The organism is Antiquaquibacter oligotrophicus, assembly GCF_020535405.1.
GTDB classification, from domain to species: Bacteria; Actinomycetota; Actinomycetes; order Actinomycetales; family Microbacteriaceae; genus Rhodoglobus; species Rhodoglobus oligotrophicus.
Genome location: NZ_CP085036.1, coordinates 1504558 through 1522432, shown reverse-complemented (window position 1 = coordinate 1522432; position 17875 = coordinate 1504558). Strand labels below are relative to the sequence as shown.

Sequence of the window (17875 nt, the reverse complement as noted above, 5' to 3'; positions counted from 1 at the left end):
CGAATTTTCGCTAGGGTAAATGCCGTCCAGTCACCATTTCGGGGGGTACACAGCATGCACACCATTCGACTCGTCACCACGGCCGCCGCGCTCGCGCTCGTGGCGACAACGGCCCTCAGCGGATGCTCGCTCATCAACAACCTCGTCGGGCCATCCGACGCCGTCCGCGACGACCAGGGCGAGGTTACAGAGTCCGGCGACGTGGACGTCTTCTCCGTCACTGTCGGCGACTGCTTCAACGACGAGTCCGACTCCGCAGAAGAGATCCAGTCGGTTCCGATCGTTCCGTGCTCCGAGCCGCACGACAACGAAATCTTCTACGAGTTCGAGTTGCCGGAGGGCGACTTCCCGGGCGACGAGGCGATCAGTGCAGAAGGCGAGGAGGGCTGCCTGCAACCGTTCAACGACTTCGTGGGCATCAACTACGAGGACTCCACCCTCGCGTACTTCGCGCTACGGCCGACCGAGGGTAGCTGGGCGGAAGGCGACCGCCTCATCCAGTGCACTGTGTGGGACCCCGCAGGCCAGGTGACCGGCACCCTCGAAGGCGCCGCCTACTAGATCGCGCGATCAGCTCATGCGGCGGGGGGCGGTGCCGTGCCGCTCCCCGGCTGCTGACCGCGATTACCGGTCAGAATCTTCCAGATCGCGAACCCGGCCCCGGCAAACACTGCGAGGTCGTCGGCGAAACCGAGTGGCCCCGTGAGCAACTCCGGAATCACGTCGATGGGTGAGATGCCGTATACGAGTGCGGCCGCAGCGACCAGCACGGCTGCGACGATCTGACGGCCCCGAGACATGACCCGAGCCTACGCTCCGACCCTGGGGGCGGCTACGGTCGATCGCATCGGGCACGAAAGATCGGGTGCCGCTCTCACTGACGGGCGAGGCTCGTGAGCGAAGGGAGCCATCGTGATCGCAGCGCTCAACACCCTCGTCGACGTCGTCGAAGCGAACCTGCACGACGACATCGACGTTGCGTCCGTCGCCCGTCAGGTCGGCAGCACCGAGTACCACCTGAGGAGGATGTTCGCCTCACTCGCCGGCATGTCACTGAGCGACTACATCCGTCGACGCAGGATGACACTCGCGGCCGCGGAACTCGTCGCGGGCGGGCGGATGCTCGACGTCGCGGTAGCACACGGCTACGGGTCCACCGAGGCCTTTGCCCGGGCGTTCCACCAGGTGCACGGCGTCAGCCCCGCTCACGTGCGCGACCACGGCGGCCCCCTTCGATCACAATCCGTCATCAGGTTTCGCCTGACCGTCGAAGGGACCACCACCATGCACACCCGAATCGTTGACCACCCGGCTTTGCGCCTCGTGGGGCACAGCACCCGCGTACCCCTCATCCACGAGGGACCCAACCCGCACATCCAGGAGTTCATCGCCTCCCTCCCCGCATCCGAGCACGAGCGCCTGAAGTCACTCTCCGCCGCCGAACCGGGCGGGCTACTGCAGGTGAGCGACTCCGTCGACCCCGACTACGTCGAAGGCACGGAGCTCACCTACCTTCACGGGGTGGCCGTGCCCGCCGATGCGCGGGTAGCGGACGATCTCGACGTGATCGAGGTACCCGCGGGCGCGTGGGCGGTGTTCCGGGCATCCGGGGCCTACCCCGCGGCGTTGCAGTCGACGTGGGCGGCCACCGCCTCGGAGTGGTTCCCATCGAATCCGTGGCGACTGCGCCCTGGCCCCTCCCTCGTGGCGGTGCTCGATCGCGCCGACGACTTCAGCACGGCCACCACGGAGCTGTGGCTCCCGGTCGAGCCAGCCTGAGCACGGATGCCGCGGCGACGAGTACGCACGTGTGACTCGTCGCCGCGGCATCCACTGGCCCGAACTGCACTCTCGGCAGCCGGGCCGGACCTCACGCCCGTCGCCTCGCGCGGACGGTGAGCAACACCGCGCCCAGGAGAGCAAACAGAGCGGCAGCCGAACCGAGTGCTGTCGCGGGCGAATGTCCGGTGAAGGCAAGCGAGTCACGCTGTGCGACGCCCAGCGCGGGAGACGATGGACTCACTGGCTGCCCGGGCTCCGTGGGTTGCGGTTCCGTCGGTGCGGGGTCGGTGGGTGCGGGGTCGGTCGGCGTTGGCTCCGTCGGCGCAGGCTCCGTGGGTCCCGGCGCCACGACCCGCACCCGCTGATGTAGCTCCGAAGAGTTGCCGGCGCGGTCGAGCGCGCTCACAAAGAACTCGAACTCAGAGGCCTCCGTCGTGTCGACCGCATAGTCCGGCCAGTGTGACGAGCCGCTCTGATGCAAACCAGCCCGGTCGTCGGCCGCGGTGTAGCGGAAGATTGCCACCTCGCCCACCTCGAGCTCCCAGGCGCCGTCGGCCGCGACGCGTCCGACCGGCTCGATTGTCAGCGTGGGCGCAACGCGGTCGATGTTGACCTGGATGGTGAGGGGTGCGCTTGCGTTCCCTTGGGCATCTACGGCCCAGGCCGAAACGCTGTAGCTGCCCTCCTCGAGCCGGTACGTGAAGGATTCACCGGCAGTACGGGCGATCTCCCCGTCGTCCACGTAGAGCTCGGCGATACCGCTGTCTGCATCAGTGGCACGGAACGTGACACTCTCGCGATTGCTCCACTCGTCCCACCTGGGCATCCAGTCGGCGGTGATCGTGGGGGGCGTTACATCGGCTGATGGCTCTGTGGGAGTCTCCGGCGACTCGATCGGCCCCGGTTCGGGCTGCGGCACCGTTGTAGCAGGCACCGTTGCAGAAGGGATCGGCTCCTGGTGGGGCGCAGGCTCCTCGGAGGGCACATCCCCTTCGGCGTCAGCGGGCGGAGTCGGCTCCTCCACGAGTGCCTCCGCGGGTGCGGTGGGATCGACGGGCAGCTCCTCGGCGAGCGCGGCGCTCGACACCGCGAGCGTCGCGGCAAGCGCGCCAGCGGTTACGAGCATCGTCACGCGACGGATGCCGCGGGTGGAAGTAAGTGCAGTGGACATGGTCTCCTCGTTCTCGAATGGATCGAAGCGAGACTAGAAATCCGACAGCACCGCCATACGTGTTCACGAGCGACGCAATCACGGTGCAACGTTCCCCGCAGCAATATTGCAGCGCCGCGCTTGACCCTGCCGCAGCGTCATAGTTTCGACTGGATGCATGAAGCTCATTCCCGTCGCCTACCTCACGTCGTACGTGCTGTCGCTCCTCGGAAACTCGATCGCAGCGATCGCGTTCCCCCTGATCGTTCTCCAGACAACGGGCAGCGCTCTGGGCGCGGGTGTCGTGGCCGCGGCAACCGCCATCCCCGCCGTGATCGCCGGGCTGCTCATGGGGGTGGTGATCGACCGCATCAACCGACGCACGTCGTCCTTTGTCACCGACCTCGTGTCCGCGGCATCCGTGGCGGCGTTGCCGCTCATCGACCTGCTCTCAGGGCTCAACCTTGGCTGGTTCATCCTCTTCGGGATCATCGGCTCGCTTGGCGACGTGCCGGGGATGACCGCACGCGAGGCACTGCTCCCGGCGATTGTTCGTCACGGCGACATCACATCGGAGCGCCTGGTCGGCATTCGGGAGGCCCTCGGAGCGGTAGCGATGCTCGTGGGGCCGGCGGCGGCAGGCACGCTCATGGTCCTCTTCGACGGATCCACCGTGCTGTGGATCACCGCAGCCACCTCGTTCGCGGCGGCGCTCACCACCCTGCTCATCCCAGGCAGGGTGGGTCAGATCGTGACCTCCGACGGCGCAGCGGCGATCACCACAGGCAACGGCTGGTCGCAGCTTCGTGACGGCTGGCGCGCCCTGTTCACGAGCCGCTTCCTTGTCGTCACAACCGCGCTCAGCCTGATCTCCGTGGTTGTCCTCGCTGCGCTTCAAGGCCTGCTCTTGCCCGTGTACTTCACGCTTGAGGAGCAGCCCGGGATGCTCGGATTTGTGCTCACCGCGCTAGCGGGTGGCACCCTCGTCGGCGGTCTCGTCTACGCCATCGCGGGGGCACGAGGTCGGCGGCGTGCGTGGTTCCTGACAGGTCTCGTCGGCACGACTGTCGGCTTCGGCGTCATCGCCGCGCTTCCCTCGGTGTGGGTCGTGTTCGCGGGAGCGTTCGTTGTTGGGTTGTCCAGTGGACTGTTCGGCAGCCTCATCGGGGTGCTCATGATCGAACGCATCCCCGAACAGATGAGAGGAAGGATCATGGGGACACAAAACGCGATCATGACCGCGGCACCCGCGATCGGGATCGTCGCGGCGGCCGTACTCACCGAATACGCCGGAGTCGGCGTCGCAGCTCTCACCGTTACGAGCCTGTGGCTCATCGCGCTCGCGCTCGGGCTCGCGTCCCGGTCGCTGCGTAACCTGGAACCAGACCCGACCCGGGCCACTGACGACGATGCGGCGGTGATCAGCCATGCATAGCGGAGAGCTAGCGCGCCTCGCGGGAGTGAGCGTCCGCGCGCTGCGCCACTACCACCACGTGGGTGTGCTCGCCGAGCCAGAACGTCGCAGCAACGGCTACCGCGACTACGACGTCCACGACCTGATCCGGGTTTTGCGCATCAAACGACTCGCCGCTCTCGGCATTTCGCTTGAACGGATGCCCGAACTCCTCGACAACCCGGATACGGCCCACGACCTCCTCGACGAATTGGATGCGGAACTCGCCGCCCAGATCGATCGACTCACCGCGCAGCGGAACCTCATCGCACGCCTGCGCGCCATGGATGCTGCACCAGACCTGCCGCCGGAACTGGCCCCGTATCTCGCCGCCTTCGGAGCATCTGGGGTCTCGCCGGAGCTCATCAGAATGGACCGAGAGCAATCGGTACTCCTCGCCCACCTCGCAGGGGAAGAAGGGATGCCCCACCTCGCGCGCTTCTACGAACGCGTGAGCGACCCGGAGTTGGTTCCCGCGGTTGTGGATGTTGCCGAGCGGTTCGAGCGCCTGGGACCGGAAAGCCGTCAGGAGGACGTCGACGATTTCATCGAAACCTTCATGGCCACCTTCTCAACGGTCATAGACGAGTTCGCCGACGTTGAGGCGGCCATGAACCTCTCCTCCGTCAGCCTCGTCACCGACTACGCGACGGGGATGCTCAACGAACAGCAACGCGGTGCCCTTGATGAGCTCGATCGACGGATGAGCAGCGCGCGGGAGGAGTGAGGTGCGCCGGGGGCGCGAGGGGGTGAGGTGCGCCGGGTGTGAGTAGCGCGCGGTGCGCGAGGGGGGACTTGACTCCCCTACTGAGCCGCCACGACGTTGCTACGCAACGCCGCGGACTGCTCAGCGGGGGCCCACGAGAGGTTCGCGCAGCCCCCTCACCAGCAAAAGAAAAAGGCCGCCCCTGACGGGACGACCTTTTTCTTTTGGTGCGCGAGGGGGGACTTGAACCCCCATGCCCTCACGGGCACACGGACCTGAACCGTGCGCGTCTGCCAATTTCGCCACTCGCGCGCGCAAACACCGACTGTACCAGAGCACACACCCTCCCCACACGGGCCACACTTTTCGCGCAACTCGGGGGATTTCGAGGGGCAGAGAGGGCTCACAGCCTGACTGGCGGGGCAACGGCTAACATCTAGTGACCGGTACCGGCGATCACGGGGAGAGCCTTGGGACTTCTGGACAGCTTCGAGAGGGGTCTCGAACGCGCCGTTAATGGTGCGTTCGCGAAGACCTTCAAAAGCGGTCTGCAGCCGGTCGAGATCACTGCGGCCCTGCGCCGCGAACTCGACACGAAAGCGGCCGTCGTCGCACGCGACCGCATCCTCGTGCCCAACAAGTTCACGGTGCGCCTGAGCCCCGTCGACTTCGAGCGGATGTCCGGGCTCGGCCCCGCACTCATCGACGAACTCGTCGACCTCGTGCAGCGCCACGCCACAGCGCAGCGTTACTCCTTCGTCGGCGGCATCTCGGTTCGGCTCGCACAAGAAACGCGACTCGGGCAGGGCATGATCGAGATCCAGTCAGAGGGCACCACGAGCGGTGTGAGCTGGAAGCCCGTTCTCGAGATCAACGGCGTACGGCATCCGATCACCCGATCGCGAACCATCATCGGTCGAGGCAGCGACGCCGACATCACCGTCGACGACACCGGAATCTCCCGCAAACACGTCGAAATCCTGTGGGACGGCGCCCGCGCCCAAGCCAACGACCTCGGCTCGACCAACGGTTCGAAGCTCAACGGCGCACCGCTCAGTCAGTCGCTCCTCTCGCCCGACTCGGTCATCGACATCGGTCGAACGCGTATCGTGTTCCGGGTGCTCGCACAGTCCTCCGACGCCGAACCGGCCCGCCGCCCGCCCGTGAGCGACGAGACCAGCTGGCTGGGCGGACTCCAGTGACGGAGATCAGCGAGCTGACGCTCCTCGTTCTGCGCATCGCGTTCCTCGCGATCCTCTGGGGTTTCGTTTTCGCGATCGTCTACGCGCTGCGAAGCGACCTCTTCGGTCAGAAGGCGCGCCGGATGCCCGCCTCAGCGACCCCCGCAGCTTCCCCGGCGCCGGCCCCCGCCCCGAGGCCCTCCGCACCGCAAGGTCCCGTCTTCGCGTCACGTCTGGTCATCACCTCGGGCGCCAAGGAGGGTCTCGAGATTCCGCTCCCGGAGGAGCAACTCACGATCGGCCGCTCCAACGAGTCGGGCCTCGTCATCCGCGACGACTACACCTCGACCCACCACGCGCGACTGCTGCGGTGGCCCGACGGCTGGGTCATCCAGGATCTGGACTCCACCAACGGCACGTTCCTCGACGGCACGCGTGTGCTCGTTCCGACCCTCATCCCGCTCGGCGCCACGGTGCGCATCGGCACAACGAGCTTCGAGCTTCGGCGGTAACGGATGTCGCGCACCGCAGCGGTCTCCCACGTCGGAAAGGTCCGCTCCAACAACCAGGACAGCGCCTACGCTGGCCGCTACCTGTTTGTTGTGGCCGATGGCATGGGTGGTCACGCCGGTGGCGACGTTGCCTCGGCCATCGCTGTCAAGCGCATTGCCGAAACCGACCAGGCGTACACGTCGCCGCACGACGCAGAGTACGCGCTCAAGTCGGCCCTGCTCTCGGCGAACTCGCTCCTCGCCGAGACCGTGTTCGAGCACAGCGAGCTCACGGGCATGGGCACAACGGTGAGCGGCATGCTCCGCGTCGGCGACAAGGTCGCGATCGCCCACATCGGCGACTCTCGTGTGTACCGTTTCCGCGATGGCGACCTCGAGCAGGTAACGACAGACCACACGTTTGTGCAGCGGCTCGTCGATAGCGGACGCATCACGCCAGACGAGGCGGCCGTGCATCCTCGCCGCTCCGTGCTCATGCGTGTTCTCGGCGACGTGGATGCCTCACCCGAGATCGACACCTCCGTACTCGACACTCGTCCCGGCGATCGTTGGCTCCTGTGCTCCGACGGGCTCTCGAGCTTCGTCGGTGAGGAGAAGATCGCGGCGATTCTGCGCACGGTGCCGTCCGCACGTGAGGCCGCCGACCGTCTCGTCAAGGAGAGCCTCGATCAGGGCGCCCCCGACAACGTCACGATCGTTGTCGTCGATGTCGACGATTCCGGTGACGACTCCTTCGAGCCGCCGACGACCGTCGGTTCGGCCGCCCTCCCCCTGTCGTTCGGCGGGGAGATCGAGCGTCGCGCCATGCGCCTGCCGAGCCTGCTCCTTCACCCGCTCAAGGCGACACCGCCCGACGACAGCCACTTCGAACCGGAGTCAGACGACTACCTCCAGGCCCTCATTCAGGAGGATCGCAAGCGCGCGCGTCGACGCCGCGTGACGTGGTTGGTGTTCTTGGTGGTAGCGATCGCCGCGATCGTGTTCTCGGCGCTCGCGGGTTACCAGTTCACTCAGCGCCACTTCTTCGTCGGCGAGTCCGACGGTCGCGTCGCGATCTACCAGGGGGTGCAGCAGGACATCGGTCCGATCCAGCTCTCCCACATCTACGAGCAGACCACCATCGAACTCGACACCCTTCCCCCTTACCTGCGCAGCCAGGTCGAGTCGACCATGAACGCCTCCGACCTGTTGGACGCCAAGCGCATCGTCGAGGAGCTTGCGGATGCCCGCACAGAGCCCTGACACGGAGCGCACGCCGTTCACGACCTCGATCCGCCTGAAGCTCCGCGAGCCGGCGCGATTGAGGAACATCGAGCTACTCATCCTCGTGGTGGCTCTCGCCATCGTGTTCGGCGCGGTCGTTCTCGTGCAGCTCGGGGCCCTCGGCACCATCGATCCGAGCATCCTGAGCCTCGTCGCCGTGCTCGCGGTGCTCATCCTGGGTGTGCACGTGACGTTGCGGATCGTCGCGCGTGACGCTGATCCGCTCATCCTCCCGATCATCACCGTGCTCAACGGTCTCGGTATCGCGATGATCTACCGGCTCGACATCGCGGAGGGCTATTCGGGGTGGGATAGCGCGGGCATCCGTCAGATCGTGTGGACGGCGATTGCGATCGTTGTTGCGGGAGCCGCCCTCGTGATCATCCGCAACCACCGCGTGCTGCAGCGCTACCGCTTCATCGCCATGTTCAGCGGCATCGTGCTGCTGCTTCTGCCGATGCTTCCGGTCATCGGCGACGAGCGCAATGGAGCGCGACTGTGGATCGAGATCGGTCCGTTCTCCTTCCAGCCGGGTGAGCTTGGCAAGGTGGCGCTGGCGATCTTCTTCGCGGGCTACCTGGTGACGGCGCGGGATTCGCTGTCGATGGTGGGCCGCAAGTTCCTCGGTATGCAGCTCCCGCGGCCGCGCGACCTCGGGCCGATCCTTGTGGTTTTCGCGGCGTCGATGGTTGTGCTCGTGGTCCAGCGCGACCTCGGAACGGCCCTCCTGTATTTCGGTCTCTTCCTCGTCATGCTCTACGTGGCAACGGGCCGCTCGAGTTGGATCGTGTTGGGCCTCTCGCTCTTCGCGCTCGGCGCTTTCGTCGCCAGTCGCACGCTGAGTTACGTCGGCGGTCGCGTTGACGCGTGGCTCGACCCCTTCAACCCCGAGAACTTCGATGCAATCGGCGGCAGCTATCAGCTCGTTCAGGGCCTCTTCGGGCTCGCCAACGGCGGACTCCTCGGCACGGGTCTCGGTCGCGGCCGACCCGACATCACACCCCTCGCGGAGAGCGACTACATCATTGCCGCCCTCGGCGAGGAGTTGGGTCTCATCGGTCTCTTCGCGATCCTCGCGCTGTACCTGCTGTTCGTTGCACGCGGCTTCCGGATCGGGTTCGCCGGGCAGGATGACTTCGGCCGTCTCCTGGGTGTCGGGCTCGCCTTCGTCATCGCGCTTCAGGTTTTTGTTGTCATCGGTGGCGTCACTCGTGTCATCCCCCTCACGGGACTCACGACGCCCTTCCTCGCGGCGGGTGGGTCCTCGCTCGTGGCCAACTGGCTGATCGCAGCCCTCCTGCTGCGACTGTCGGATTCCGTGCGTAATCAGCCCCTCCTCGTGATCGACCAGCCGGCCGAGAACAGTGTGGTGGTGGCACGATGAACAAAGAACTCAAGCGCGTCAGCATTGTTGTCCTCGCGATGTTCCTCGCCCTGTTCACGTCGACGATGCTCATTCAGGTCATCACGTCGGATTCCCTGCGGGCGGATGACCGCAACAGCCGCACTCTCTACGACAGTTATTCGGCCGAGCGTGGTCCGATCCTGGTCGACGGCCAACCCATCGCGGTTTCGGTGCCAACCGATGACGAGTACAAGTTCCAGCGCACGTACACGAACCCGTTGCTGTACGCGCCCGTCACCGGGTACTTCACCCTCAACCAGGGCAACACCGGAATCGAGGGCGCGCTCAACGACTACCTCTCCGGCACGTCGAACTCGCAGTTCCTCGACCAGATCAACGCCATCCTCACCGGTCAGAACCCCAAGGGTGCCTCTGTCGAGCTCACGATCGATGGCGCCGTCCAGCAGGCCGCGTGGGATGCCCTCGGCGACCAAACGGGCGCCGTGATCGCCATGCGCCCGAAGACCGGTGAGATCATCGCGATGGTCTCCAAGCCAACGTATGACCCGAACCTGCTCGCGGTTCATAACAGTGAGGGCGTGATCGCCACCTACGAGGCCCTCCTCGCTGACCCGGCCGGCCCCCTCTTCAACCGCACGATCTCGGGCGACCTGAACCCACCGGGATCGACCTTCAAGCTCGTGGTTGCCGCTGCCGCCCTCGAATCCGGCCGCTTCACGCCGGAGTCGGAGTTCCCCAACCCGGCACAGCTGCAGCTCCCGCAGAGTTCGAACGTCATCACCAACTCGGGGGGTGATGTGTGCGGTGGCACTGCAACCGTTTCGCTGGCCCGTGCGCTGAGCCTCTCCTGCAACATCCCGTTCGCCGAACTCGGCCTGGAGCTCGACGGGCAGGTCATCCGCGACCAGGCCAACAAGTTCGGATTCAACGAGGAGATCGCGACCCCGCTGGTCGCGGCGGCGAGCACCTACCCTCGCGCCCTGGACGATCCGCAGACGATGCTGTCGGCGTTCGGACAGTCGGATGTCCGCGCCTCTCCGCTCCAGATGGCGATGGTCTCCTCGGCGATCGCCAACGGCGGATCGCTCATGCGGCCGAACCTCGTCGAGCGAATCGTCGCGCCGGACCTTCGGGTGATCGAGCAGTTCGAGCCCGAGGAGTTCCGTCGTTCGACGAGCGAGCAGACGGCGGCGTCCGTTACGCAAATGATGGTCGACTCTGTCGCGAACGGCGCGGCCAGTAATGCCAGAATAGATGGAGTCGACGTCGCGGGTAAGACGGGTACAGCGGAGAACGGTTCTGACGAACCGTACACACTCTGGTTCACCGGTTTCGCTCCGGCGAACGACCCACAGGTTGCCGTTGCGGTGGTCGTGGAGAACGGTGGCGGACTGGGTCAGTCCGGCTCCGGAAACCAGATCGCCGCACCAATCGCACAAAGAGTACTTGAGGCGGTGCTATTCAGATGAGACCCAGCAGCGGGCTCACCTTTGGGGGCCGATACCAGCTCTCCAGTCGCGTCGCCATCGGCGGCATGGGCGAGGTCTGGCAGGCAACCGACCTCGTGATCGGGCGCACTGTCGCCATCAAGATCCTCAAGGACGAATACCTGGGCGACCCGGGCTTCCTCGAGCGCTTCCGCGCCGAAGCCCGTCACGCGGCTCTCGTCAACCACGAGGGCATCGCCAACGTCTTCGATTACGGCGAGGAGGACGGCAGCGCCTTCCTCGTTATGGAGCTCGTGCCGGGTGAGGCTCTAAGCTCGATCCTCGAGCGCGAGCGTGTGCTCCCGACCGACCGCGTGCTCGATATCGTCGCGCAGACGGCACTCGCACTTCAGGCCGCGCACGCCGCTGGTCTCGTGCACCGCGACATCAAGCCGGGCAACCTGCTCATCACGCCCGACGGCCGGGTCAAGATCACCGACTTCGGCATCGCGCGTATCGCGGACCAGGTTCCGCTGACGGCCACCGGTCAGGTCATGGGCACGGTGCAGTATCTCTCGCCAGAGCAGGCGAGCGGGCATCCGGCATCCCCGTCGACCGACATCTACTCGCTCGGCATCGTCGCGTACGAAGCCCTCGCGGGTAAGCGTCCGTTCACGGGTGAATCGCAAGTGGCGATCGCGATGGCGCAGATCAACGAGACGCCGCCGGAGCTCCCGGCGACGGTTCCCGAGCCGGTGCGCAATCTCGTTTACGCGTGCATCGCCAAGAACCCTGCAGACCGCCCGGCATCGGCAGCGCACCTCGCGCGCGCCGCGCAGGCCCTGCGGCGGGGGGATGTCGCGGCAGCAGCCGCGGCAGTGCCCGGTGTGCTCGGCGGCACTATGCGTACCGCCCCCGCGACGCAGGTGCTCGGTCAGGCGACCGAGGCAACTCGAGTGCTCGCGACGGCCCCGGGTGCCGACCCGGCGGAAACAGACGAAGAGCCGAAGAAGCGCAACCCGTGGACGTGGGTGCTCATCGCGTTGGTCTCCCTGCTGGCGGTCGTGCTCGTTGGCATTCTGATCGCCATCCTGGCTCCAGCGGGTGGCGGCGGGAGCCCCACGAACACTCCGAGCAACTCGAACACTCCGTCACGCACTCCGACACCCACCCCGACGCAGACTCAGAGCGATCGCGTCTTCCTCGACGAGGCAGAGATCCTCGGCAAGAACGAAGACGAAGTGCGCGGCATCCTCGAGGCCAAGGGGCTTACTCTCGAGGCTCGCGACGGCACTCAGGCTCCGAGCGAGGACCAGGTGGGGCTGGCGGCCACCGTCAATCCGCGCGGAAACGTGCGTATCGGCGAGGTCATCGTCGTGACGTTCTACACACCCATTCCGCCGCCCGAGGCCACCAAGCCGGGTGCGCCTACCTTCCCGGCGGACACATATGAGACCGGTGACGCCCTGACGGTCTCGTGGCCTGCGTACTCCGGATGCCCGAGCGGCCACGCGTTGAGTGGTTTCAACTTCCAGGTCACGGGAGCCGACTTTGCCGGCTCCGGCAACCCGCTCTCGCCCTCGGCAACCGCTGTGGACCTCGTTATCACGGCTGCCTCGGGCGGGTCGGTCACGGTGGCCTACACCGCGATGTGCACCGACTTCGAGTCGCCCGTTTCCGACCAGATAACGATCCCGGTCTCCTAGCAGGTCCGCCGTAAGGGGGACGGCTACACTGACTGAAGATATCGGGTTGCCACGAGGAGTTATCACGTGACTGAGGGCGTTGCACAGGGCGTACGTCTGCTCGCCGGGCGTTACGAACTGGGCGACCTGATCGGGCGCGGCGGCATGTCTGACGTCCACGTCGGAATGGACACCCGCCTCGGCCGCCGTGTGGCGGTCAAGCTCCTCAAGCCCACCCTCGCCACCGATCCCGCCTTTCGCACGCGGTTCCGTCGTGAGGCGCAGGATGCTGCGAAGATGGCGCACCCCACGATCGTGCGCATCTTCGACGCGGGCGAGGAGGTCGTGCGCGAAAGCAACGGCCACGAAAGCCTGCTCCCCTTCATCGTCATGGAGTACGTCGACGGCATTCTCCTGCGCGATGTCATCGCCGACGGGCCGGTCGACCCCGCGGAGGCCGCGCGCATCGTCGAGCAGGTCCTGACCGCCCTCGAGTACTCACATCGGGCCGGCGTTGTGCACCGCGACATCAAGCCGGGCAACATCATGGTCACCTCGAGCGGTCAGGTGAAGGTCATGGACTTCGGTATCGCGCGTGCGATCTCCGATTCCTCCGCGACGATCGCCGAGACGAGCGCGATCGTGGGCACCGCCCAGTACTTCTCCCCCGAGCAGGCCCGCGGTGAGACGGTGGATGCCCGATCCGACCTGTACTCGACGGGCATCGTGCTCTTCGAGCTCCTCACCGGGCGTGCTCCGTTCCGCGGCGAGAACCCCGTTTCGGTCGCCTACCAGCACGTGAACTCGGCCGCCGTGCCTCCGAGTTCCCTCAACCCCAAGGTTTCTCCCGCGGTCGACGCCGTTGTTCTGCGAGCCCTCGCGAAAGATCGCTTCGAGCGTTACCAGAGCGCTGCGGAGTTCCGTGAGGACCTCGAGCGAGCCGCCGCAGGCCAGGTCCCCGCCCGCAAGCAGCTCGCGCCGACGGACTTCAACTCCACGCTGTTCGGTGTGAACCCGACATCCGTCGCAGGCTCCGAGGCGACGATGCGCCAGCTGACCGTGGACAACGACAGCCGGTTGCGCAACACGCAGAACCGGCCGCCCGTGGCGTGGATCTGGGCGGGAATCGTCGCGATCGTTGTGATCATCGCGGCCGTGATCTTCTGGACGCTCAACCTCGCGCCCACGCAGCTCGCCCCGAATCTCTCGACCACGGTGCCGGAGATCATCGGTCAGTCCTACGAGGACGGCGCGACCGCCCTCGAGGAGGCCAACCTCGTACCGCAGAAGTTCACGGAGACGAGCTCGACGGTGCCGGAGGGTGCCATCATCCGCACGGATCCCGAGCCCGGCATCACGGTGAACCCCGGCTTCCAGATCAAGGTGTACGTCTCGCTCGGTGAGACGCCCGTACGTATGCCGAATCTGAACAACGTGCCAGAGGCCGATGCGATCGCCGCGATCGAAGCGGCGGGTCTCGTGTACGGGACCACAACACAGGAGTTCTCGGCCGATGTCGCCGCGGGCATCGTGATTCGCACCGACCCCGAGGGCGACGCCGAGCGTCGACCGGACGGTTCGATCATTCGCAAGGGTGATGTCGTCAACATCTTCGTCTCGAACGGGGTGGTGCAGATTCCGGATGTCACGGGTCAGCCCACCGCGGAGGCGAACGCAACCCTCACCGCCCTCAAGCTCTCGATCACCGTGCAAGTGGATCTGAGCTGCAGCGGCAACACGGTGGCAGCGCAATCGATTGTGGGCGAGAACCCGCAACGATCCGAAATCACTCTCCGCGTCTGCGGCGGCTCCTAGCCACGCGTTCGCGAGCACCGAGCGGCGCTAGCGCGCGCCGCGGGACGAGCGGCTAGGCCTTGACGAGAGGGGTGAGGCCGCGTGCGGTCTCGGCAGCCTCGGGCAGTCCCGCTGTCGCGAGCCAGTTGCCGAGCATCCGGTAGCCACCCTCGGTGAGCACCGATTCTGGGTGGAACTGCACACCGTAGATGGGCAGTTGCTCGTGCTGCAAACCCATGATGATGCCGCCCTCGGTGCGGGATGTCACAACGAGATCGCTTGGCACGGTGTCATCGACAACGGCGAGCGAGTGATAACGCGTCGCTGTGAAGGGCTGCGGTACACCGTCGTAGAACGCGCTGTCATTGTGGGTGATGAGCGAGGTCTTGCCGTGCATGAGTTCTTCGGCGTGGGTGACCGTTGCGCCCATGGCCTCGGCGATGGCCTGATGGCCGAGGCACACCCCGAGGAGGGGTTGCCCCGACTCGAGGGCCGCCTTGACGATCGGGATGCTCACGCCGGCGTCGGCCGGAGTGCCGGGGCCGGGCGATAGCAGCACGGCGTCGTAGTCGGCGATCACTGCCGGGGCATCGGATGCCGTGAAGTCGTCGTTGCGCACGACCGTCGTCTCGGCGCCCAACTGCAGCAGGTAGCCGCCGAGCGTGTAAACGAAGCTGTCGTAGTTGTCCACGACGAGCACACGCGTCATCCTTGGCCCTCCACGGTCACATCGGATGTCGGGATCAGGCTATTGACCCACGGGAACACCCAGAAGATGAGAGCGTACACGACGGCCGCGGCGAGAACGAGGACGATGATGAGCTTGACCCACCACGGGCCGGGTAGCACTCTCCAGAGCGCGGCGTACATCAGCCGGCCGCCACGGTCTGCGCGATTGCGGCGATCTCCGGCGGTGGTCCGCCAGCACGCGGGTACCACGTGTCGTAGACGCCGTAGGCGATGACGCGCTCGGCGGCCGTGAGGGGCGGGTTGCAGCTCGTGAGCGTGATGAGTCGGTCGGTCGGGTCCTGGCCGATGATCTGCGGAACGGGCTCGAGGACTTCGACTCCGGTCGGCATGACGTACTCAGACGAACGGAAGATGTAGCGGTACCAGCCGGCCTCGGTCTCAATGTAGATGCTGTCACCGACCTGCAGGTTGACGATGTCGGCGAGCGGTGCGCCCCACCCGGTGCGGTGGCCGGCGACCGCGAAGTTGCCGACATCACCGGGCATGGCGGTGTCGGGGTAATGCCCGATTCCATAGGCGAGGACATCGTCGACGCCGATACCTTCGGCGATCGGTCGCGTGTAGTCCGCGCCGAAACGGGGAACGATGAGGTTCGCGAACCGCTCAGCGTTGCCGGGGGCCACATCGACCTGCGGAGGCCCCGGGTCGGGGCGATCGGCAGGGGCGGCAACGGTGGCCTCACCCTTGTCCCAGCTCGCGCTGAGTTCGGTGGCCTGGTGGGTCTGGTGGTCGCCCTCGATGATGTCGTTGATCCAGATCTGCCAACCGAGGAACCCGAGGACGAGCACACCGCCCGTGATGAGTACCTCGCCGAGGACACCAACGACGGTCACGCGATTTCGGGCTGCGCGCTCGGCTTTGCGGCGCGCAACACGACCGTCAACGAGAACCATGGCTCGATTGTAAGGTCATCGGGCTGGATGGACTCCGTGAGAACCGCTCGGGGTGGGCTTCTCGCCGTCATCGGCTAGAATCTCCCGCATGGCCCGTACGAATGCGCGAACCAAGCCCGAGAGCCCCGCAACCTCCGGCGAGCCGGCACCGAACCCCGTCTGGTTCAAGCCGGTGATGTTCGGCTTCATGCTGCTCGGCCTTCTCTGGATCATCACGTTCTACGTGAGTGACTCGACCCTCCCGATCCCCTCGATCGGTGGATTCAACCTCGTCATCGGCTTCGGAATTGCCTTCATCGGCTTCCTGATGACGACGCGCTGGCGCTGACGCCGCGACACTCTTCCGAATTACACCGCTGTAGTTATACCCACTGTGGAAACAGCTGTGGATAACCGCGCAGCCGCCTGCCCATTCAACTAACGGGTAGCACCAACCGGGCAATCGTGATCGCCACGAGCGCGACCGCGATGAGCGATACGAACAGGATCTGCGTGGTGCGCTGATCCGCGCGCCGCGTGCGAACAAAAACGAGTGCAACCGCGGCACCCGCGACGAGGCCACCAATATGTGCCTGCCACGCAATGTTCAAGCCGGGCACAAACCCGATCACGAGGTTCAATCCCACGATCACGAGCAACTGGACGTTGGTGCCGCCCAGCCGCCGCTGAATCACGAAGAAGGCTCCGAGGAGACCGAAGATGGCTCCGGATGCACCGACGACGAGGGACGCGGGCGCGAGAAGGAGAACGGCAACCGAGCCGCCCAGGGCACTCAGTAGGTAGAGGGCGAGGAAGCGACCCCTGCCGAGCATCCGCTCCAGTACCGGCCCGATGATGAAGAGCGAGTACATATTGAGCAGGATGTGGAAGATCGACCCGTGCAGGAACGCCGAGGTGATCAACGTCCACGGCAAAATCGCCGTAAAGACCGGGCGGTAGGCGCCGAAGGACACAACGTAGTTGCCGATGACGGGAATGTTCTGCAGTACAAAAAGCACAACGCAGATCGCGATGATCGACCACGTGACGACGGGTTTGGTGCTGCCCCGACTGAACGCCGCGCGGAGCGGGGACTTGGTGCGGGGAACACTCGCGCGACCCTCGCGAACACACTCTGGGCACTGCACCCCGACCGCAGCCTGGGTCTGGCACTCCGGGCAGATGGTGCGGCCGCAGCGCTGGCAGAGCACGTAGCTCTGACGGTTCGGATGCCGGTAGCAGACGTTGCTCGACGTGCCCGCTGAGTCGCTCACCGCGCTACGACCTGATGCCCGACGGACAACTCGGATGTAGTCGACCGGGTCGTTGTCGAGCTAGACCTTGTCGACACTGACGCTCTCGATGACGACGTCCTTGAGTGGCTTGTCGCGGGCATCCGTCTCAACGGCCTCGATGGCGTCGACGACACGCTTGGACTCCTCGTCGGCCACAAAACCGAAGATCGTGTGCTTGCCCTGAAGCCACGGGGTGGGGACGGTGGTGATGAAGAACTGCGATCCGTTGGTTCCCTTGCCGAAACGGATGCCCGCATTGGCCATCGCGAGAACGTAGGGCTCACCGAACGAAAGCTCGGGGTGGATCTCGTCGTCGAACTCGTAACCCGGGCCACCAATGCCCTGGCCGAGCGGGTCGCCAGCCTGGAGCATGAAGTCCTTGATGATGCGGTGGAAGATCACACCGTTGTACAGCGGCTCGGTCGAGGTGACACCGGTCGCGGGGTGCGTCCACTCCTTGGTGCCCGTTGCGAGCCCGACGAAGTTGTCCACGGTCTTGGGAGCGTGGTTGCCGAGAAGATTCACGCGGATCGTGCCGTAGTTGGTGACGATCGTGGCTACTGCGGTGGGAGAAGACATAGGGCCAATTCTTACATGACGTGACAGGATGGTTACTGACGACTGGAAACGACCACGGAG

At 65.7% G+C, this 17875-nt stretch carries 19 protein-coding genes and 1 tRNA gene; 12 read left to right on the top strand and 8 right to left on the bottom strand.

Translation table 11 applies throughout. The features are described 5' to 3' along the window. Positions 1-54 precede the first annotated feature (54 nt). Complete coding sequence (locus tag LH407_RS07585; protein WP_322134597.1) at positions 55-561, top strand: septum formation family protein; 507 nt, start codon at positions 55-57, stop codon at positions 559-561. A 14-nt stretch (positions 562-575) separates the two neighbouring features. Here LH407_RS07585 and LH407_RS07580 read toward each other — a convergent pair whose 3' ends face one another. Beyond that, positions 576-800 (bottom strand): DUF1232 domain-containing protein, encoded by a 225-nt coding sequence (locus tag LH407_RS07580; RefSeq protein WP_322134598.1) that lies wholly within the window; start codon positions 798-800, stop codon positions 576-578. Positions 801-912: 112 nt separating this feature from the next. Here LH407_RS07580 and LH407_RS07575 point away from each other — a divergent pair, with 112 nt between their 5' ends. Beyond that, positions 913-1779, top strand: a complete 867-nt coding sequence (locus LH407_RS07575) for an AraC family transcriptional regulator (RefSeq protein ID WP_322134599.1) — start codon at positions 913-915, stop codon at positions 1777-1779. Positions 1780-1870: 91 nt separating this feature from the next. Here the strand turns inward: LH407_RS07575 and LH407_RS07570 are convergent, their stop codons facing one another. Next, positions 1871-2953 (bottom strand): hypothetical protein, encoded by a 1083-nt coding sequence (locus tag LH407_RS07570; RefSeq protein ID WP_322134600.1) that lies wholly within the window; start codon positions 2951-2953, stop codon positions 1871-1873. 157 nt (positions 2954-3110) lie between these two features. Between LH407_RS07570 and LH407_RS07565 the strand changes: the two genes are divergently transcribed. Further along, positions 3111-4367 carry an MFS transporter gene (locus LH407_RS07565; protein WP_322134601.1) on the top strand — a complete coding sequence of 419 codons (1257 nt, stop codon included), beginning with the start codon at positions 3111-3113 and terminating at the stop codon, positions 4365-4367. Next, complete coding sequence (locus tag LH407_RS07560) at positions 4360-5112, top strand: MerR family transcriptional regulator (protein ID WP_322134602.1); 753 nt, start codon at positions 4360-4362, stop codon at positions 5110-5112. The genes LH407_RS07565 and LH407_RS07560 overlap by 8 nt, the downstream gene beginning before the upstream one ends. A 204-nt stretch (positions 5113-5316) precedes the next feature. Here the strand turns inward: LH407_RS07560 and LH407_RS07555 are convergent. After that, a tRNA-Leu gene (locus tag LH407_RS07555) sits at positions 5317-5403 on the bottom strand. A 158-nt stretch (positions 5404-5561) separates the two neighbouring features. Here LH407_RS07555 and LH407_RS07550 point away from each other — a divergent pair. The 7 genes from LH407_RS07550 (at position 5562) to pknB (ending at position 14340) form a co-directional block, all read left to right on the top strand. Beyond that, entirely contained in the window at positions 5562-6293 is a 732-nt protein-coding gene (locus LH407_RS07550; RefSeq protein ID WP_322134603.1) for an FhaA domain-containing protein, read from the top strand. A 5-nt stretch (positions 6294-6298) separates the two neighbouring features. Next, positions 6299-6784, top strand: coding sequence for an FHA domain-containing protein FhaB/FipA (locus tag LH407_RS07545; RefSeq protein WP_322134954.1), 486 nt, complete (start codon positions 6299-6301; stop codon positions 6782-6784). Between the two features lie 3 nt (positions 6785-6787). Next, entirely contained in the window at positions 6788-8026 is a 1239-nt protein-coding gene (locus tag LH407_RS07540; RefSeq protein ID WP_322134604.1) for a PP2C family protein-serine/threonine phosphatase, read from the top strand. Further along, positions 8007-9431 (top strand): FtsW/RodA/SpoVE family cell cycle protein, encoded by a 1425-nt coding sequence (locus LH407_RS07535; protein WP_322134605.1) that lies wholly within the window; start codon positions 8007-8009, stop codon positions 9429-9431. The genes LH407_RS07540 and LH407_RS07535 overlap by 20 nt, the downstream gene beginning before the upstream one ends. After that, positions 9428-10882 carry a peptidoglycan D,D-transpeptidase FtsI family protein gene (locus LH407_RS07530; protein ID WP_322134606.1) on the top strand — a complete coding sequence of 485 codons (1455 nt, stop codon included), beginning with the start codon at positions 9428-9430 and terminating at the stop codon, positions 10880-10882. Before LH407_RS07535 ends, LH407_RS07530 begins: the two co-directional genes overlap by 4 nt. Further along, positions 10879-12546 (top strand): protein kinase domain-containing protein, encoded by a 1668-nt coding sequence (locus tag LH407_RS07525; protein WP_322134607.1) that lies wholly within the window; start codon positions 10879-10881, stop codon positions 12544-12546. Before LH407_RS07530 ends, LH407_RS07525 begins: the two co-directional genes overlap by 4 nt. 66 nt (positions 12547-12612) lie before the next feature. Further along, entirely contained in the window at positions 12613-14340 is a 1728-nt protein-coding gene (pknB, locus tag LH407_RS07520; RefSeq protein ID WP_322134608.1) for a Stk1 family PASTA domain-containing Ser/Thr kinase, read from the top strand. A 52-nt stretch (positions 14341-14392) separates the two neighbouring features. Here pknB and LH407_RS07515 read toward each other — a convergent pair whose 3' ends face one another. The 3 genes from LH407_RS07515 to LH407_RS07505 are packed head-to-tail and all read right to left on the bottom strand — an operon-like array spanning position 14393 to position 15962. Beyond that, positions 14393-15028, bottom strand: a complete 636-nt coding sequence (locus LH407_RS07515; protein WP_322134609.1) for an anthranilate synthase component II — start codon at positions 15026-15028, stop codon at positions 14393-14395. Then, positions 15025-15189, bottom strand: a complete 165-nt coding sequence (locus tag LH407_RS07510) for a hypothetical protein (protein WP_322134610.1) — start codon at positions 15187-15189, stop codon at positions 15025-15027. The genes LH407_RS07515 and LH407_RS07510 overlap by 4 nt, the downstream gene beginning before the upstream one ends. Continuing rightward, complete coding sequence (locus LH407_RS07505; protein ID WP_322134611.1) at positions 15189-15962, bottom strand: class E sortase; 774 nt, start codon at positions 15960-15962, stop codon at positions 15189-15191. The genes LH407_RS07510 and LH407_RS07505 overlap by 1 nt, the downstream gene beginning before the upstream one ends. A gap of 88 nt (positions 15963-16050) precedes the next feature. Between LH407_RS07505 and LH407_RS07500 the strand changes: the two genes are divergently transcribed. After that, positions 16051-16290 (top strand): cell division protein CrgA, encoded by a 240-nt coding sequence (locus LH407_RS07500; RefSeq protein ID WP_322134612.1) that lies wholly within the window; start codon positions 16051-16053, stop codon positions 16288-16290. Between the two features lie 85 nt (positions 16291-16375). On the opposite strand, the gene LH407_RS07495 is transcribed toward LH407_RS07500, so the two are convergent. Continuing rightward, positions 16376-17215: a rhomboid family intramembrane serine protease gene (locus LH407_RS07495; RefSeq protein WP_322134613.1), complete on the bottom strand. Its 840-nt coding sequence runs from the start codon at positions 17213-17215 to the stop codon at positions 16376-16378. 60 nt (positions 17216-17275) lie between these two features. After that, the gene (locus tag LH407_RS07490; RefSeq protein WP_322134614.1) at positions 17276-17815 is read right to left on the bottom strand and encodes a peptidylprolyl isomerase; all 540 of its coding nucleotides are present in this window, start codon (positions 17813-17815) and stop codon (positions 17276-17278) included. Positions 17816-17875: the final 60 nt, after the last annotated feature.